This window comes from Paraburkholderia sp. BR10141, from assembly GCF_056155635.1.
The window spans coordinates 1-16,547 of record NZ_JBMIQH010000065.1; the positions used below are offsets into that span (position 1 = coordinate 1).

Annotated in this window: 13 protein-coding genes; 11 read left to right on the plus strand and 2 right to left on the minus strand. The window is 64.0% G+C overall.

What is annotated here, in order from left to right:
* Positions 1–425 precede the first annotated feature (425 nt).
* From ACOJB8_RS39490 to ACOJB8_RS39530, 9 genes are all read left to right on the plus strand, one after another.
* A complete protein-coding gene (locus tag ACOJB8_RS39490) occupies positions 426–1,373 on the plus strand; it encodes a dihydrodipicolinate synthase family protein (RefSeq protein ID WP_368603043.1) in 948 nt (315 codons plus the stop codon).
* A 29-nt stretch (positions 1,374–1,402) separates the two neighbouring features.
* Complete coding sequence (locus ACOJB8_RS39495) at positions 1,403–2,983, plus strand: aldehyde dehydrogenase (NADP(+)) (RefSeq protein ID WP_475017634.1); 1,581 nt, start codon at positions 1,403–1,405, stop codon at positions 2,981–2,983.
* A 279-nt stretch (positions 2,984–3,262) separates the two neighbouring features.
* Positions 3,263–4,363, plus strand: coding sequence for an ABC transporter substrate-binding protein (locus ACOJB8_RS39500; RefSeq protein WP_368603067.1), 1,101 nt, complete (start codon positions 3,263–3,265; stop codon positions 4,361–4,363).
* Positions 4,364–4,472: 109 nt separating this feature from the next.
* A complete protein-coding gene (locus ACOJB8_RS39505; protein ID WP_368618449.1) occupies positions 4,473–5,552 on the plus strand; it encodes an ABC transporter ATP-binding protein in 1,080 nt (359 codons plus the stop codon).
* Positions 5,549–6,430 (plus strand): ABC transporter permease, encoded by an 882-nt coding sequence (locus tag ACOJB8_RS39510; protein WP_475017637.1) that lies wholly within the window; start codon positions 5,549–5,551, stop codon positions 6,428–6,430. The genes ACOJB8_RS39505 and ACOJB8_RS39510 overlap by 4 nt, the downstream gene beginning before the upstream one ends.
* Positions 6,430–7,356 (plus strand): ABC transporter permease, encoded by a 927-nt coding sequence (locus ACOJB8_RS39515; protein WP_475017638.1) that lies wholly within the window; start codon positions 6,430–6,432, stop codon positions 7,354–7,356. Before ACOJB8_RS39510 ends, ACOJB8_RS39515 begins: the two co-directional genes overlap by 1 nt.
* Before the next feature lie 39 nt (positions 7,357–7,395).
* Positions 7,396–9,147 carry an L-arabinonate dehydratase gene (gene araD, locus ACOJB8_RS39520; protein WP_475017640.1) on the plus strand — a complete coding sequence of 584 codons (1,752 nt, stop codon included), beginning with the start codon at positions 7,396–7,398 and terminating at the stop codon, positions 9,145–9,147.
* Positions 9,148–9,266: 119 nt separating this feature from the next.
* A complete protein-coding gene (locus tag ACOJB8_RS39525) occupies positions 9,267–10,466 on the plus strand; it encodes a porin (protein WP_069267329.1) in 1,200 nt (399 codons plus the stop codon).
* A 150-nt stretch (positions 10,467–10,616) separates the two neighbouring features.
* On the plus strand, positions 10,617–11,816 hold the full coding sequence (locus ACOJB8_RS39530) for an amidohydrolase family protein (RefSeq protein WP_475017642.1): 1,200 nt from the start codon (positions 10,617–10,619) through the stop codon (positions 11,814–11,816).
* A 156-nt stretch (positions 11,817–11,972) separates the two neighbouring features.
* On the opposite strand, the gene ACOJB8_RS39535 is transcribed toward ACOJB8_RS39530, so the two are convergent.
* Entirely contained in the window at positions 11,973–12,605 is a 633-nt protein-coding gene (locus ACOJB8_RS39535; RefSeq protein ID WP_069267331.1) for a TetR/AcrR family transcriptional regulator, read from the minus strand.
* Positions 12,606–12,850: 245 nt separating this feature from the next.
* Between ACOJB8_RS39535 and ACOJB8_RS39540 the strand changes: the two genes are divergently transcribed.
* Positions 12,851–13,744, plus strand: coding sequence for an NAD(P)/FAD-dependent oxidoreductase (locus ACOJB8_RS39540; protein ID WP_069267332.1), 894 nt, complete (start codon positions 12,851–12,853; stop codon positions 13,742–13,744).
* Positions 13,745–13,849: 105 nt separating this feature from the next.
* Here the strand turns inward: ACOJB8_RS39540 and ACOJB8_RS39545 are convergent, their stop codons facing one another.
* Complete coding sequence (locus tag ACOJB8_RS39545) at positions 13,850–15,274, minus strand: phospholipase D-like domain-containing protein (protein WP_475017645.1); 1,425 nt, start codon at positions 15,272–15,274, stop codon at positions 13,850–13,852.
* A 466-nt stretch (positions 15,275–15,740) separates the two neighbouring features.
* Between ACOJB8_RS39545 and ACOJB8_RS39550 the strand changes: the two genes are divergently transcribed.
* Entirely contained in the window at positions 15,741–15,992 is a 252-nt protein-coding gene (locus tag ACOJB8_RS39550) for a pentapeptide MXKDX repeat protein (RefSeq protein WP_069267335.1), read from the plus strand.
* Positions 15,993–16,547: the final 555 nt, after the last annotated feature.

Sequence of the window (16,547 nt, forward strand, 5' to 3'; positions counted from 1 at the left end):
CGGTTTCGCTCGACGGCTGCTTGCCGCCCTCGCAGCCCGCCAGTGCGCTGGCGGGTACGAGCACCGCTGCCGTGCGCAGGAAGCCGCGGCGTGTCGTGAGAGGAGATTCAGACATGGTGGGATTCTGTATGAGTTCGGCGCGGTGTGGTTCGACCGTGTCCGCGTAGCCATCCTGAGTTGTTGCGCGTGACATCCGCCGCGGCGGCCACGGAACGGAGATGTTAAATGGAACCGGTTCCACGATTGGAGCGCAATTCTACAATATACCTTTACGGGGCCGGTACCGACCGCGCAAGGGCGAGCGGACCACGGTTGTCATACCCTCCGAACAAACCCCAACAAATGCAACAAGTTGTTTGACAACTACGGTGGGCCAGTGCTACTGTGCCCGGTATTGACAACCCACCATCCCAGCACGAGGCCTCATGAACGTGTCCCCGATTGTCGAGAGCGAATTCGCCTCGACTGTGATGGCAGTGCCGCCGCTCGCACGCCGCCCCGACTTCTCCCTCGACGTCGAACAGAACCGCAAGCTGATCCGCCATATGGAAGCGGGCGGTATTCGCACGCTGCTGTACGGCGGCAATGCGAATCTGTACCACGTCGCCGTGAGCGAATTCCGCGAGTTGCTTGACATGCTCGCCGGCCTCACCGCGCCCGAAACGCGCGTGATTCCGGCCATCGGCCCCGACTACGGCAAGATGCTCGACCAGGCGCGCATCCTCGCGCAAACGCAATACAAGACGGCCATGGTGCTGCCGCTCTCCGGCTTCACCACGCCCGCAGGCGTCGAAGCCGGTCTCGCGCGTATCGCCGACACCGCCGGTATTCCGCTCACGCTCTATATCAAGAGCGAAGACTACGTCGACGTCGACACGCTCGTGCGCCTGATCGACCGCGGCACGCTCATTGCGGTGAAGTACGCCATCGTGCGCAAGGACCCGGCGAACGATCCGTATCTGCGCCGCCTGCTGGAAAGCGTGCCGGCCTCGAAGGTCGTCTCGGGAATGGGTGAGCGTCCGGCGCTGGTCCACGTGCGCGACTTCGGTCTGGCTGCCTGGACCACGGGCTCGGGCTGTATCGCTTCGAGCGCCATCATGGCGCTCCTGAAGGCCGCGAAGGAGGGCCGTGCGGAAGAAGCCCAGCGCCTCTACGATGCCTTCATGCCGCTCGAAACGCTGCGCGACAACATCTCGCTCATCCGCGTGCTGCATGACGCCGTGACGCTCTCGGGCATTGCCGACATGGGTCCGATCCTGCCGCTGCTCTCGCAGTCGCCCGCTGAGGCGCTGCCGGCGATCGGCGACGCGGCCAGGGCGCTGCTCGCGTTCGAGCAGAAGCTGGCCGCAACGGCCCAGACCGCCAGCGCATAAATGGCAGATAGCATTTGAACGGAGCGAACATGCAGATTACTGGAGCCATGTTGTTGGGCGCGCAAGCGGTGCGCGGCGAGGCGGGCGAGATGCGCGCCTTCGCGCCCGCGCTCGGCCAGGAGATCGAGCCTTCTTTCGGCCTCGGCGGCAAGGCCGAAGTCGCGCGCGCCTGTGAACTCGCGGCGCAGGCGTTCGACGCCTTCCGCGCCGCGCCGCACGAAACGCGTGCGCGCCTGCTCGAAGCGATCGCCGAGCGCATTCTCGGCACCGGCGACGCGCTGATCGAGCGCGCGCATCTCGAATCGGCGCTGCCCAAGGCGCGCCTCGAAGGCGAGCGCGGCCGCACGGTCGGGCAGCTGCGCCTTTTCGCGTCGCTCGTGCGCGACGGCCGCTGGTGCGGCGCCGTGCTCGACTCGGCGCTGCCCGAGCGCAAGCCGCTGCCGCGCTCGGACCTGCGCGCGCATCGCATCCCGCTCGGCCCGGTGGCCGTGTTCGGCGCGAGCAACTTCCCGCTGGCGTTTTCGGTGGCGGGCGGCGACACGGCTTCGGCGCTGGCTGCCGGCTGCCCGGTCGTCGTGAAGGCGCACCTCGCGCATCCGGGCACCTCGGAACTCGTGGGCCGCGCGATCCAGCAGGCCGTGGCTGACGTCGGCCTGCCCGAAGGCGTGTTCTCGCTCGTCTTCGGCGGCGGCAACGAAGCGGGCGAAACGCTCGTGGCGCACCCGGCTATCAAGGCCGTGGGCTTCACGGGCTCGCGCCGCGGCGGTCTCGCGCTTTCGCACATCGCGGCCGCGCGTCCCGAGCCGATTCCGGTCTACGCCGAAATGAGCAGCATCAACCCGATGTTCGTGCTGCCCGCGGCGCTGGCCGCCCGCGGCGACGCGCTCGCGCAAGGCTTTGTCGATTCGCTCACGCTGGGCGTGGGCCAGTTCTGCACGAACCCAGGCCTCGTGTTCGCGATCGACTCGCCGGAACTTGACCGCTTCGTGAAGGCGGCGAGCGCCGCGCTCACGCAGAAGCCCTCGCAGAGCATGCTGACTCCCGGCATCGCCTCGACGTATGGCGAAGCGATTGCGGCGCGCAAGCAGCTGCCGGGCATCGAGAATCTGGCCGAAGGCACGAAGACAGAAGCGCATTGCGACGCACTGCCGGTCCTCTTCAAGGCGAGCGCCGAGCAGTTCCTCGCCCAGCACGCGTTGTCGGACGAGATCTTCGGGCCGACCTCGGTCGTCGTGGCGTGCCGCGACGAAGCGGAACTCGCGCGCGTGGCGGAGCACCTCGAAGGCCAGCTCACGGCGACGCTGCACATCGACCGCGACGACTACGCGATGGCCGCGCGCCTCTTGCCGATTCTCGAGCGCAAGGCCGGCCGCATTCTCGCGAACGGCTTCCCGACGGGTGTCGAAGTCTCGTATGCGATGGTTCACGGCGGCCCGTTCCCGGCCACTTCGGACGCGCGCTCGACTTCGGTGGGCGCGATGGCGATCGAGCGCTTCCTGCGTCCGGTCTGCTACCAGGACCTGCCGGCCGAACTGCTGCCGGTCACACTGCAGAACAACAATCCGCTCGCGCTGTGGCGTTTGCGCGACGGCGAGCTGGTGAAGCAGTAATCCCGCGAAAGCGGTCAGAAAAGCGCCTGCAGAAGCCTTGCAGGCGCTTTCTCCAAAAGGAGCCCGACAAGAGGCTCACAGTAGTCTCACAAAGAGCCTGACGTTGCTTGACAACTTGATGCGTGGTTCGGCATCCTGTGTCCGGCTTTGAAAATACAAGAATCGACGGGTCGCGTAGAACAAATTCCATAAACAGAGATGTGAGGAGATGCGATGTTCGATGGACGTTTGAAGGCCAGGGTGCTGGCCGTGTGTGTGGCGGCCGCCGCGGCGCTCGGCATGAGCGCGGCAAAGGCCGATCCCGTTTCGCTGAACATAGTCGACGTGGCCGGTAACCTGCAGCTCACGCAGAAGGCTTTCGAAGCGTTCAAGGCGAAAAACCCGAATCTCGTCTCCAACATCACTTACACCAACGCGCCCGCGCCGCAGTTGCCTGGCAAGATCAAGGCCATGCAGGCCGCCGGTCGCGCCGACATCGATCTCGTGCTGACGGGGACCGACGCGCTCGCCGCCGGCATCGAACAGAATCTCTGGATGAAGCTGCTGCCCGACCAGCAGGCCGCGCTGCCGGGCGTGCTCGACAAGTACGCGCCGGGCGCGCGCAAGATGCAGGACCTGGCGCAAGGCTATGGCCTCGAAGTGGCGTACATGCCGGCCGGTCCGCTGATCGAATACAACCCGGCCAAGGTCGCCAGGCCGCCGCAAACGCCGCAGGAACTGCTGACGTGGTGCAAGGCGAACCCCGGCAAGCTGATCTATGCGCGTCCGGCCAACTCGGGGCCGGGCCGCACGTTCCTGATGGGCCTGCCTTACCTGCTCGGCGACAAGAACCCGCAAGACCCGATCAACGGCTGGGACAAGACCTGGGCGTTCCTGAAGGAGCTGAACTCGTGCGTGCCGTACTACCCGGGCGGCACCTCGGCGGTGATGAAGGAATTGGGCGAAGGCACGCGCGACATGACCGTGACGGTGACGGGCTGGGACATCAACCCGCGCGCGCTCGGCATCGTGCCGGCGGACTTCAAGGTGCAAGCGTTCAACAACATGACGTGGGTGAACGACGCCCACTATATGGTCGTGCCGAAGGGCGTTTCGAAAGAGAAGCTCGCGGTGCTGCTCAAACTCATGAACTTCATGCTCGAGCCGCAGCAGCAGGCCATGACGTATGACGACGGCTACTTCTATCCGGGCCCGGCAGTGAAGGACGTCACGCTGCAGATGGCGCCGAAGGAAAGCCAGGACGTGATCGCGAAATACGGCCGCCCCGAGTACGCGAAGTGGCTCACGGCCTATCCGCATGTCCAGCCGCTTTCGGCGCAGGCGATGGTCGCGGCGTTCCAGAAATGGGACCGCGAAGTCGGTTCGCAGAAGTCGCAGTAACGAGAGGAAGAATCAGCAATGGACGGACGGTATTCGAGTCGCTCATTCGGGTTGAGTGCCGTCCGCGTTCCATTCGTACGTAGTTGATCTTGTTGATCAGGAACGTGTCATGAAGCATTCTTTCGATCGCCTGCGCCTCGACTCGGTGTGTCGTAGCTTCACTAGCGCAGAGGGGACGCAGCTCGCCGCGCTGCGCGGTCTCGACCTCGACGTTCGCCGCGGCGAATTCATCGCGCTGCTAGGGCCGTCGGGCTGCGGCAAATCCACGGCGCTCAATTGCATCGCCGGTCTGCAGCCGCTCACGAGCGGCAGCATCTGGCTTGATGACCAGCGCATCGACGTGCTGCCGCCCGAGAAACGCGGCTTCGGTATGGTGTTCCAGAATTACGCGTTGTTCCCGCACATGACGGTGCTGGAAAACGTCGGCTTCGGCCTGAAAATGCAGGGCGTGCCGCGCGAAGAGGCGAAGCGCCGCGCGCGCGAGGCGCTGCAGCTCGTGCAGCTCGTCGGCCATGAAAACAAGCTGCCGGGCCAGCTTTCGGGCGGCCAGCAGCAGCGCGTGGCGATTGCCCGCGCCATCGTCATCGAGCCGCCGCTCGTGCTGATGGACGAGCCGCTCTCTAACCTCGACACCAAGCTGCGCATCGAAATGCGCGCGGAAATCCGCCGCATTCACGGGCAGCTCGAACGCGCCACGATTTACGTGACCCACGATCAGGACGAAGCGCTTTCGATGGCGGACCGCATCGTCGTGATGAAAGAGGGCGTCGTGCAGCAGGTCGCGACGCCGAAGGAAGTGTATAGCCGCCCCTCGAATCTGCACGTTGCGCGCTTCATGGGCTTTCGCAATGTGCTGCCGTTCGCCATGACGGGCGAGCAGGGCGCGCATGTTGCGATGTCGTCTTCGGGCATCACGCTCACAGGCGTGCCGATGGGCGAGCTGAACGGCGGCGAAATTTCCGTGGCCATGCGCCCCGAGGATTTCGAGCGCGCCAACGCGGGCGATGCGAACGCCTTCGACGTCGAAGTGGAAATGGTCGAATACGGCGGCCGCGATTCGCTGCTGCTCGCCAACGCGCCGTTCGGCAAGCTGTGGGCGCGCGTGGAAGGCGAATTCGAAGCGGGCGAGCGCGCCACGCTGCGCGTCGCGCCTTCGCACGTGCTGGCCTACGCGGAGCGTGCGTCATGAGCACGCTCCTTCCGTCGCTGGTCAAGACGCCGCGCGATTCTCGCGGCTGGCTCATCACGCCCGCGCTCGGCTTCATCATCGCGATGTTCCTCTATCCGTTCGCCTACGGTCTCGTGCTGTCGTTCAGGCCGATGAACGGCGGCGGCATGTTCGCGAATTACCTGCAGTTCGTTCACGACCTCTCGCTGTGGCCCACGGTGTTCGTCACGCTCAAGCTGGCGGTGCCCGCGACGATCATCAATGTCGGGCTCTCCCTGCCGGTGGCCTTCGCGCTGCGCCGCAAGTCGCCGTACCAGAAGCTCGTGACCACGCTGCTCGTCATTCCCGTCACGCTCGGCACTGTGCTGATCGCCGACGGCATGCTCAGCTACTTCGGCCCGAACGGCTGGTTCCCGCAGGCGCTGCACGCACTGCATCTGTATACGAACGAAGAGATCCGGCTCACGCACAACTATTGGGGCGTGCTGATTTCGCTGATCGTTTCGGGTTTCCCGTTCGCGTTTCTGCTCACGCTCTCGTACGTCACCGGCATCGACCCGACGCTCGCGCGGGCGGCGGCCACGCTTGGCGCAGGCCCGTGGCAGCAGTTCCGGCAAATCTATTTGCCGCTGCTCGCGCCCGGTCTCACGATGGCCGCGTGCCTGTCGTTCGTGCAGGCGTATTCGGTGTTTCCTTCGGCGGTGCTGCTCGGTGCGCCCGCGGGTCCCACGCGCGTGATCTCCATTGCGGCAGCGGAGGCGGCGTTCGAGAGCTATGACTACTCGCTCGCCTCGACCATCGCCATCGTGATGGGCTTCGTGCAGTTGATCGTCGTGGCCGCGATGTTGAGCGCCAAGCGCTTCTTCTACTCGGGCCCGGTGAGCGGGGGGAAAGGCTGATGAGCGCCCATCAACGTAACGCGGCCGGGCTCGGCCCGGGTGCACAGGCGGGCGAGGAACGTTCCGCTTCGGCCACCAGCGTAGCGCAGGCGAGGGCCGCTTCGCGCCTGCCCGACGTGCTCTGGAAAGTGTTCGTCTGGGGCGGTGTGGTGTTCTTCCTGCTCAACGTGGTGCTGCTGATCGCTACCGTGGGCGTGAACTCGATCGCCACGCGATGGTTCGGCACGCCGCTGCCGCAAGGCTTCACGCTGCACTGGTATGCGCAGGCGTGGCGCGACTTCCAGTTGTCGAGCGTGCTGTGGGTGACGTTCGAAGTGGTCGGCTCGGTCGTGCTGCTGTCCATCGCGCTGGGCGTGCCCGCGGCCTACGCTCTAGCGCGCGCGCAGTTCCCAGGCAAGCGCATTGCTATGCTCGTGTTCCTGCTGCCGCTCATGGTGCCGCCCGTCACGTACGGTATTCCGATGGCGACCGCCATGTACCAGATCGGCCTCGCGGGCACGTTGCCCGGCGTGATCCTCGCGAACCTGGTGCCCGCGCTGCCGTTCGTGATCCTCGTGATGACGCCGTTCATCGAGCAGATCGATCCGAACCTCGAGTCGGCCGCGCGCATTTTCGGCGCGAACACGCTGCGCTATTTCCGTTATGTACTGCTGCCGCTCCTCGTGCCGGGGATGCTGGCGGCCGGGCTGCTCGTGCTGGTGCGCACGATCGGCATGTTTGAACTCACTTTCTTTACCGCCGGGCCCGACACGCAGACGCTGGTGGTTGCGCTGTACTACGCCGTCTTCTCGACGGGCGTGCGTGCGCCGCAATCCATCGACGCGATGGCCATGATCTACATGGCCATCACGCTCGCGTGGGTGCTGGTGGCACTGCAGTTCGTCAGCCCGACACAGCTCGTGTCGCGCGTGAAGGAGCAGCGCTAGGGCCGGCGGCTTTACTGGAAACACCTGGAGCAACGCAAGATGAGCAAGAAGCGAAAGACCCCCGAAGAACTGCGCAGCCACCGCTGGTATGGCGTGAACGACCTGCGGTCGTTCGGCCATCGCTCGCGCACCGCGCAGATGGGCTACAGCCGCGAGGAGTACGCGGGCAAACCGGTGATCGCCATCCTCAATACGTGGAGCGAGATCAACCCTTGCCATACGCACTTCAAGCAGCGCGTGGAAGAGGTCAAGCGCGGCATCTGGCAGGCGGGTGGTTTCCCGATCGAACTGCCGGTGCAGACGCTTGCCGAGCCGTTCCAGAAGCCCACCACGATGCTCTATCGCAACTTCCTCGCCATGGAGGCGGAAGAGACGATCCGTTCGTACCCGGCCGACGGCGTCGTGCTGATGGGCGGCTGCGACAAGACCACGCCCGCGCTGCTGATGGGCGCGATCTCGATGGATCTGCCGACTATTTTCCTGCCCGCGGGTCCGATGCTCAACGGCAACTGGAACGGCGTGACGCTCGGTTCGGGTTCGGACACCTGGAAGTACTGGGCCGACCTGCGCGCGGGCAAGATCACCGAAGAGGACTGGAAGGGCGTGGAAGGCGGCATTGCACGCTCGCCGGGCCACTGCATGACGATGGGCACGGCATCGACGATGACGAGCGCCGCGGAAGCCTTGGGCTTCACGCTGCCGGGCTTCGCCTCGATTCCCGCGCCGGACTCGCGCCACGCGCAGATGTCGGCAAAGACGGGCATGCGCATCGTCGAGATGGTGTGGGAAGACCTGAAGCCGTCGGACATCATCACGCGCAAGTCGGTCGACAACGCCGTGACCACGTGTCTCGCGCTTTCGGGCTCGACCAACGCGATCGTCCACATGATCGCGCTTGCGCGCCGCGCCGGTGTCGATCTCACGCTCGCGCAGTACGATGAAATCGCGCGCCGCACGCCGGTGCTCGCGAACATCCGCCCGACCGGCAAGTACCTCATGGAGGACTTCTACTACGCCGGCGGCCTGCGCGCGATGCTCAAGGAACTCGGCGAGCTGATCGACGGCACGCAGATGACCGTGAACGGCAAGACGCTCGGCGAAAACATCGCCGACGCGCAAATCTACAGCGAAGAGGTAATCTATCGCCGCGCGAAGCCGCTCATGCCGGATACGGGCCTCGCCGTGCTGCGCGGCAATCTCGCACCGGACGGCGCCGTCATCAAGCCCGGTGCGGCGGAAAAGCGCCTGCACGTGCACACGGGCAAGGCCGTAGTGTTCAAGGATTACAACGACATGGCTGCGCGCATCGACAGTGAAGAGCTCGACTGCGACGAGAACAGCGTGATCGTGCTCCAGCACGCGGGTCCTGTCGGCGCGCCGGGCATGCCGGAGTGGGGCCAGCTGCCGATTCCGCAAAAGATTCTGCAGAAGGGCGTGCGCGACATGTTGCGTATTTCCGACGCGCGCATGAGCGGCACGAGCTACGGCGCATGCGTTTTGCACGTGGCGCCGGAATCGTTCATCGGCGGTCCGCTCGCCCTCGTGCAGGACGGCGACCTGATCGAGCTGAACGTGCCGGAGCGCCGCCTGAACGTGCTGATTTCGGACGAGGAAATGGCGCGCCGCAAGGCCGCGTGGGTCGCACCGGAACCGCGCTTCAGGCGCGGATATGGCGCGATGTACCAGATGCACGTCATGCAGGCCAACAACGGCTGCGAGTTCGACTTCATGCAGCGTGACGGCGTGGGCGGCTCGTGCGCCAGCGCCGGCGGCGAACCCGAGATTCACTAAGGAGACGAATTCGGCCGGGAGCGCTTCAGGGGTGATGCGCTCCTTGCCGGACAGGAGGCAATGTAGCAACCAGGGTTTTAACGAGTATCAAACCACAACGACTAAAGATAGGACGACTGATGAAAAAGACTATCCTCGCTTCCGCGCTTGGACTCGCCGCGCTGGGCGCTCACGCGCAAAGCAGCGTCACGCTGTACGGTATCGTCGATAACGGTATTGGTTATCAAAGCAGCTCCACCTCGCTGGGCAAGACTTCTGGCGGACGTTCGCTCGTCAAGATGGCGCAGGGCATCTGGGCCGGTTCGCGCTTCGGCTTGAAGGGCGGCGAAGATCTGGGCGGCGGCACGCGCGCGATCTTCACCCTTGAAGAAGGCTTCAATTCGGCAACGGGCGCACAGCAAACCACGAACCTGATGTTCAGCCGCCAGGCGTTCGTGGGTGTCACGAACGCGAACTACGGCACGCTGACGGCCGGCCGCCAGTACGCCCCGTACTACACGCTGCTTTCGCCGTACAGCCCGACCACGTGGCTGACCGGCGCATACGGCGCGCACCCGGGCGACATCGACTCGATGGACACCATCTATCGCATCAACAACGCGCTGGTCTATACGTCGCCGAACATCGCGGGCCTGACCGTGAGCGGCATGTATGCACTGGGCGGCGTGGCGGGCAGCACCGGCGCAGGCCAGACGTGGAGCCTTGCCGCGCAATACCTGCACGGTCCGGCAGGCATCGCCGTAGGCTTCGAGCGCCTGCACAACGCGACGCCTAACGGCGGCGCATGGAGCGCGAACTCGACGGCTTACAGCAACGGCGAGCCGGGCGTGTCGGCTCTCACGAACGGCTTCCAGACGACACAGTCGCAGCAGCGCCTGGCTGTGACAGCTGGCTACCAGTTCACCTCGCAGTGGGACATTTCGGTGGCTTACTCGAACGTCCAGTACATTCCGGGCACGGGTTCGTCCTTCCACGACACGCAGATCTGGAACACGGGCGGCGTCGTGCTGCACTACAAGCCGATCACCGTGCTCGACCTCGCGGCTGGGTTCTCCTACACGCGCGCGACCAAGGCCAACGGCATCCAGAGCTCGGCTTCGTACGCACAGTACAACCTGTCGCAGTACTACACGCTGTCGAAGCGCACGGGTCTGTACTTCGTCGAGGCGTACCAGCGCGCAGGCGGTCAGACGCTTGGCACGAACGGCGCGGGCAACATCATCAACGCGACTGCCGACATCGGCGATGGCCAGAACAGCGCGCCGTCCTCGTCGCGCAGCCAGGTGGCGGGCGCGATCGGTATCATTCACCGCTTCTAAGTCTTCACGCTCCGAAAGCAGTATGTTCGGCGGTGCCGGGTCGACAACCGGCGCCGCCGTTTTTTTTTGCGGGCAGAGGTAGTAGAACATCTAATCTTCGAATATCCGGCCGAATCGATAAGATCCTGCGATGTTTCACGGAGAATCGGCATGACATTCACGACTTCCGCGCTTCATCTCTCCAACGTCAGGCTGGCCGACGGCCAGCGCGTTGGCGTCGCGCTCGCCGATGGCCGCATCGAGGCAATCGGACCCCACGTCGCGGCACAGCCGGGCGTACCAGTCGTCGTCGGCGGCGCAGGGCTGCTGCTGCCCGGATTCGTCGAAGGCCACACGCACCTCGACAAGAGCAACTGGGGCCGCCCGTGGTATCGCAACGAGGTAGGGCCGCTGCTCACCGACCGCATCGCCAACGAGCGCGAATGGCGCAGGACCTCGGGCCACGATGCCGCCGCCCAGTCGCTCGCGCTGGCGCGTGCATTCGTGCAGGCCGGCACGACGCGCCTGCGGACCCATGTCGACATCGACACCGACGCGCGGTTGCGCTACCTCGAAGGCGTGCTCGCCACGCGGCAGACGCTGCGCGATGTCCTCGACCTGCAGATCGTCGCGTTTCCGCAGTCGGGCATGCTGATCCGGCCCGGTACGGTCGAACTGCTCGACAGCGCACTGGCGGCCGGCGCCGACGTGCTCGGCGCGCTCGACCCGGCGCTGATCGACGGCGATCCCGTGGCCTCGCTCGATGCCACGTTCGCACTGGCGGAGCGCCATCGCAAGCCGATCGATATTCATCTGCACGAACCCGGCGAGGTCGGGGCGTTCACGCTGAAACTGCTGCTCGATCGCGTGCAGGCGCTCGGCATGCAAGGTCAGGTGGTCGTGAGTCACGCGTTTTGTCTGGGCGCGTTGCCGGAGCGTGTGCGCGACGCATTGATCGACCGGATTGCGCAACTGCGCGTGGCGCTGCTGACGAGCGCGCCGCCTTCGTGCCCGGTTCCGCCGCTCAAGGTCTGCCGCGACAGGGGCGTGACGGTGTTTGGCGGCAACGACGGCATTCGCGACACGTGGTCGCCGTATGGTGTGCCCGACATGCTCGAGCGTGCCATGTTGATCGGCTTGCGCTACGACTTGCGGCGCGACGACGATATCGCTATCGCATTCGACTGCGTGAGCGTGGCCGCCGCGCGTGGCTGCGGTTTCGCCGACTACGGTCTGCAGGTTGGGGCGCGGGCGGACCTCGTCGTCGTCGAGGCGGAGAGCGTCGCGCAGGCCGTCGTCGCGCGGCCCAAGCGCAAGCTGGTTGTCGCGAATGGATGTGTCGTCGTGCGTGATGGGGAGTGGATCGTGTGAGTGATCGGTGGGACAGGCAGCACGCCGGCGCGTTCCATCCGCCAAAAAGCGCTTCGCAGATTGCCACGTTAGGGCTCGGTTCGACCCTTCTCTGTCGTTCCACTTAGAACAGCGTATGCAACTGCTGCGTGTTCTTCATCGGCCGCGATGGCATCGTTAGATGCCACCGTGCGCGGCGATGAACATGGCGACGGCCGACCGGCAATAGGATTCGATTTCGTTGTCGTCCTCTGCTCTCGCCTCGTCGAAGCGGGCGATAAGCAGGAGATCGGATCCTTTGAACAGCGCGGCAAACAAGCGGGCCGACTGGAGAGCGTCGGGTACGTTCAGAATCGCTTTCGCGTGCAACTGACTCAACACGGCCTCGATTTGGGCGATGACATGCGCGGGCCCGGCATCGTAATGGAGCTTGCTTAACGACGGTTGATTCGTCTTGTCGGCCAACACCATGGCTTCGACACTGCGGACGTCCGGGCTCAACAGCGTGCGAAGCAGGGATGATCCCACCGCCATGAGCTGATCTTCGGCCGAACCGTCGACGCCTTCAGAAAGGGCCTGCGGTGCAAACCGATCGCAGCGGGCCACCATGGCCGCGCTGAACAGCGCCTCCTTGTTCTCGAAGTGCCGATAGATGCTGAGCTTGGATATCTTCGCGCGCTGGGCGACCTTGTCCATGGTCGTCGCTTGAAAACCCAATTCCACAAAGAGTTCGCAGGCGGCGTCGACGATCGTTTGGCGAAGCGCCTCGTTGGCGGGCCGGCCGCGCCGGCCCTGGCTGTTTTCGGTCACGTCAATTCCAGTACTTGACAGTATTCAAATTCATGTATTACGATACCATTAAGTATCGTAATGTGCAAGCCAAGGGTGGTTTCACCGGTTGTCCAAATCAGGGTTCCCCGGGGCGCCCGGCGACATCGAATGGGGCATTGTCCGGCCGGTCACCTACTCGCTGACCCTCTCAAGCGCGTATCGCCCGCCGATATTGCACACCACGCCCAGCCGACCCCTCCATCCACAACACGGAGCCCAACACCATGAATGACGTCATCATCATCGGCGGCAGCTTTGCCGGCCTCGCCGCCGCCCTGCAGCTCGGCCGTGCCCGCCGCAAGGTCACCGTTCTCGATACCGGCAGGCCGCGCAATCGCTTTGCCGGCCACTCGCATGGCCTGCTCGGCCACGATCACAAGCCGCCGCTGGACATCCTGGTCGAGGCGCGGCAGCAGCTGGTGCGCTATCCAACGATCAGGCTGGTCGATGCGCGGGCCGAGAGCGTGTCTGGCGCCATCGACGATTTCTGCGTCGTCACTGACGATCACGAAAGCCTGAGGGCGCGACGCCTGATCCTGAGCTATGGCGTCGCCGACCAGATGCCTGATGTTCCGGGCTTTGCCGAAAGCTGGGGCACGTCCATCGTGCCCTGCCCCTATTGCGACGGCTTTGAAGTCGCCGGCCAGCATTGGGGCCTCGTCTGGTCCAGCCCGCAATCGCACCAGTCTGCCAGGTTGTTCCGCGATTGGACTGACAAGTTGACTGTCTTCGCCGATGGTCATGACATTGCGGCCGATATCCAGGCCGATCTGGCGCGCCGCAACATACCTCTCGTCGATGGCCGGATCGTCGAGATCGCCCATCACATGGGCGATATCGCCACCGTCAATCTCGATACCGGCCGCAATGTCGCGGTCGATATCCTGTTCGCCCAACCGCGCAACAGGCCGTCCGCAAGCCTGCATGAATCGCTGGGCCTCGCCACGGTCGATACGCCCACCGGCATCGTCCTCAAGGTCGACGAGCGCCGCCAAACCAGCATGCCCGGCATCTACGCCGCCGGCGACCTCGCCACGCCCTTCTTGCCCTCGGTCACCCAGGCATCATCGCAGGGCGCGATGGCGGGTATCTTCGCCCAGCAGTCGATGGTTGTTTGAGAGCACAGATTCCTTTCTCCCGTTGCGTCGTCGCCTTCGAAAAGGGCGGCGTAGATCGGCGCGGTGAAGGACGGATCGTCGAGTCAAGGACAGGGCACGCCGCGCTCAGAGGAAGTTCCTGATTAGCATCGTCACCCACCGCCAGGCACCGCCGCAGCCGGCGGCCCGGCAGCGCGCATCGGGATCCGCCAGAAGGCGGCCATTGGCGTCGCTCACCGAACTTGAGTTGCTCAGGAAGTACGCCACGCTGTCTTGCAAGGGATCGAGCCCGTCCTCAGGGATATCTATCCACAGGCCGTTTTCGGTATTCAAGCGGGCCGACAGCGAATCGAAATTGAAACTGCCAAGATAATATCGATGGCCGTCGATGAGGACCAGCTTGGCGTGCATCATGCGGTTCTCTCGGTCGGAATATTCGCGCACCTCGATCCCTGCATTCACCAAGCCGGGCAGATCGTCGGCATAGGCGCGCCCGACCGCGGGGAATTCCTGCGTGATGCTCGCCAGCGAGGCGCTCACCAGGATCACGTGGACACCTTCGCGCTGCCTGCGCTCAAGCGCCTCGCGCAGTTCCGGCACCAGGATCAGGTAGGGGTTGATGATCAGGATTTCGTGCTGCGCCTTATCGAATGCTTCTAGCATGTCCTGCAACGTGCCTGGCGAGCGCTTGTCGGGCCAGTCGTGGACATAGTGCAGTCGCTCGCAGGCGATCGGCATCCAGGCGGGATCAAAATACGCCCCGCGAGCGGGCGGAGCGGCGGGATCATTGGGCGTATCGGAGGCAGTGGGTGTATCGGTAGCGGCCAGGTCTGTCGCCAGGGCAGCAGCATCGAGCGGAGCCTTCAGCCATTCGCGCCAATAATGGATGCGAGCCGGGTCCAGCGTCGGATAACCCTGCGAGTCTCGATAAGGACTTTCGACGTTGAGGAATTTTTCCGGCTCGGGGCGAACCACTTCCGGGCTATTCCAGAACAACGCGAAATGCTGGTACATGGCGTGCAGGGAGGAAGCCTCCTGGCCGGCGTCGCCCGACACCATCAAATCGCGCTCGCTGAGCCAGTTGCGGAAGCTCTCATCCCAGATCGAGGTACTGCCGATCACGCCCGTGTCGCCAACCAGGAACAGTTTGTCGTGCATGCGATGCGAAATCTCGACGAGATCGGATCGTGGATGGAAGATTCGGAGTTCAATGCCGGGCGCCACCTCGTGCAGGGCGACGATGAGTTCGTCCTCGAACGGGTAGTGCGGCTCGGGGCCGATGCCGTCGATCAGCAGCTTGACCGGCACGCCTCGGCGCGCAGCCTCGACCAGATGACGCAAAAGCAGGCCGCCGGTCTGATCGATTTCGAAGATGTAGGCGAGGATGCGGATCTGTTCGGTAGGCGCGGCACGGTCGACCAGCGCAATCCGCGACTGCATCAACTGACCGTCATCAAGACTGGCGACCAGGTCGACACATTGCGCGTGACCTTGCTGGGAAGAGGCAAACACGCACGCCAGAATGAGCGCCAGGCTTCTTGTTGTGGTCATGATGTGGCAAACGGGTTCGATGTGTTTCCGGCCCTGTGTCCTTGAAGGTCTGCAAGGCTTTGTCGCGTAAGCGCGGTCAAGTCGCTCGCTGTTACTTCGGGAAGGTGAACAGAGATCGACCCACTGCCGTCGTTCGATCATCTGCTGCGTGGAAGACCCTTCTCGAGGGTACAGCGGCCATTGCCATAACGCTGCGATCGTTGAACCATCCAGACGCCTTTCACACCTTACCTGTAGTCATTCCCCAGCGATTCGGCTAACGCATATCGGGTCTTTACCCATGCCCTTTGGAGTGGTTGCCGACTTCCTGTCATATCCATCCGCGCAAGAATGACATGACCGTCGCCGACGGGGGGCCGGGAGGTGTCATGCCCGTCACTGATTCGCGGCAAGACCAGGCTCCCGCCATCGGGCTACTGTCCTATCGATATTCCGACTCACTGTCGGTTCGCTGAGGGATCACATCATGAACAAGCTCACTGCCACCATTCTCGCCAGCTGCTTCTCGTTCGCGACCGCGGGCGCCTTCGCCGATGATAGTGTACCGACCGACGCGACTGCCAACGACGCGCCGAGTCAGGAGATAACCGCAAAGAGCGCAACAGAATCAGACGCGATGAGCGCCGACAGCGCGGCCAAAGACGCGATGAAAGAAGATGCGATGAACCATGACGGCATGGCCGGAGATGAAACAAAGAATGCCGAGGTGAAGGAGTAGTGTCGATGCCAGGTGATCCGCTGATGCCAGACCAGAAGACGCTTCCCGGAGGCGCTCCACGGACCACCCTCACCAGGCACCCGCGCAGTAGTCAGGCCCTTCGAAGCCTTGACGGTTTCGGAACGTCCGTTGCCTGCTGGAAAGCGGACGTACGAATGTCAGCGTGAGAACGGTGGCCAGCGTCGGCAACTGGCGGGCATAACAACAAGGTGAAATGTCCAGGCTCTTCGCTAAGCCGCAGCCCCTCCTTATGCAAAGTTTGCATATGTCCATGCCGACACAGCATTAGACGAGCACGTCGGGCCACTTCATCATCGCGTCTCCGCAGCAATTGCGGTTGCCTCTACATCCCAGTGGTCACAAGGCATTACAACAAGGACATGCGTTATCAGGGCCGGCCGGCCGTGTAGACAGGCTCGGTACGGTACATGGATACCGTACTCCCGGTATGGCTCGCTCGCGCTGTCCATCACGTAGGAGACAATGTGAAGCAATCGATACAACGGAACATCGGCCCGTTCGCGCTGATGTTCACCGGCCTCGGGTCGATCATCG

What these genes read in the sequence shown, in the direction of transcription:
- araD (WP_475017640.1), top strand. Translation starts at nt 7,396, where the DNA reads ATGAGCAAGAAGCGAAAGACCCCCGAAGAACTGCGCAGCCACCGCTGG.
- ACOJB8_RS39550 (WP_069267335.1), top strand. Translation starts at nt 15,741, where the DNA reads ATGAACAAGCTCACTGCCACCATTCTCGCCAGCTGCTTCTCGTTCGCG.
- ACOJB8_RS39490 (WP_368603043.1), top strand. Translation starts at nt 426, where the DNA reads ATGAACGTGTCCCCGATTGTCGAGAGCGAATTCGCCTCGACTGTGATG.
- ACOJB8_RS39500 (WP_368603067.1), top strand. Translation starts at nt 3,263, where the DNA reads ATGAGCGCGGCAAAGGCCGATCCCGTTTCGCTGAACATAGTCGACGTG.
- ACOJB8_RS39495 (WP_475017634.1), top strand. Translation starts at nt 1,403, where the DNA reads ATGCAGATTACTGGAGCCATGTTGTTGGGCGCGCAAGCGGTGCGCGGC.
- ACOJB8_RS39540 (WP_069267332.1), top strand. Translation starts at nt 12,851, where the DNA reads ATGAATGACGTCATCATCATCGGCGGCAGCTTTGCCGGCCTCGCCGCC.
- ACOJB8_RS39525 (WP_069267329.1), top strand. Translation starts at nt 9,267, where the DNA reads ATGAAAAAGACTATCCTCGCTTCCGCGCTTGGACTCGCCGCGCTGGGC.
- ACOJB8_RS39545 (WP_475017645.1), bottom strand. Translation starts at nt 15,274, where the DNA reads ATGACCACAACAAGAAGCCTGGCGCTCATTCTGGCGTGCGTGTTTGCC.
- ACOJB8_RS39515 (WP_475017638.1), top strand. Translation starts at nt 6,430, where the DNA reads ATGAGCGCCCATCAACGTAACGCGGCCGGGCTCGGCCCGGGTGCACAG.
- ACOJB8_RS39505 (WP_368618449.1), top strand. Translation starts at nt 4,473, where the DNA reads ATGAAGCATTCTTTCGATCGCCTGCGCCTCGACTCGGTGTGTCGTAGC.
- ACOJB8_RS39530 (WP_475017642.1), top strand. Translation starts at nt 10,617, where the DNA reads ATGACATTCACGACTTCCGCGCTTCATCTCTCCAACGTCAGGCTGGCC.
- ACOJB8_RS39510 (WP_475017637.1), top strand. Translation starts at nt 5,549, where the DNA reads ATGAGCACGCTCCTTCCGTCGCTGGTCAAGACGCCGCGCGATTCTCGC.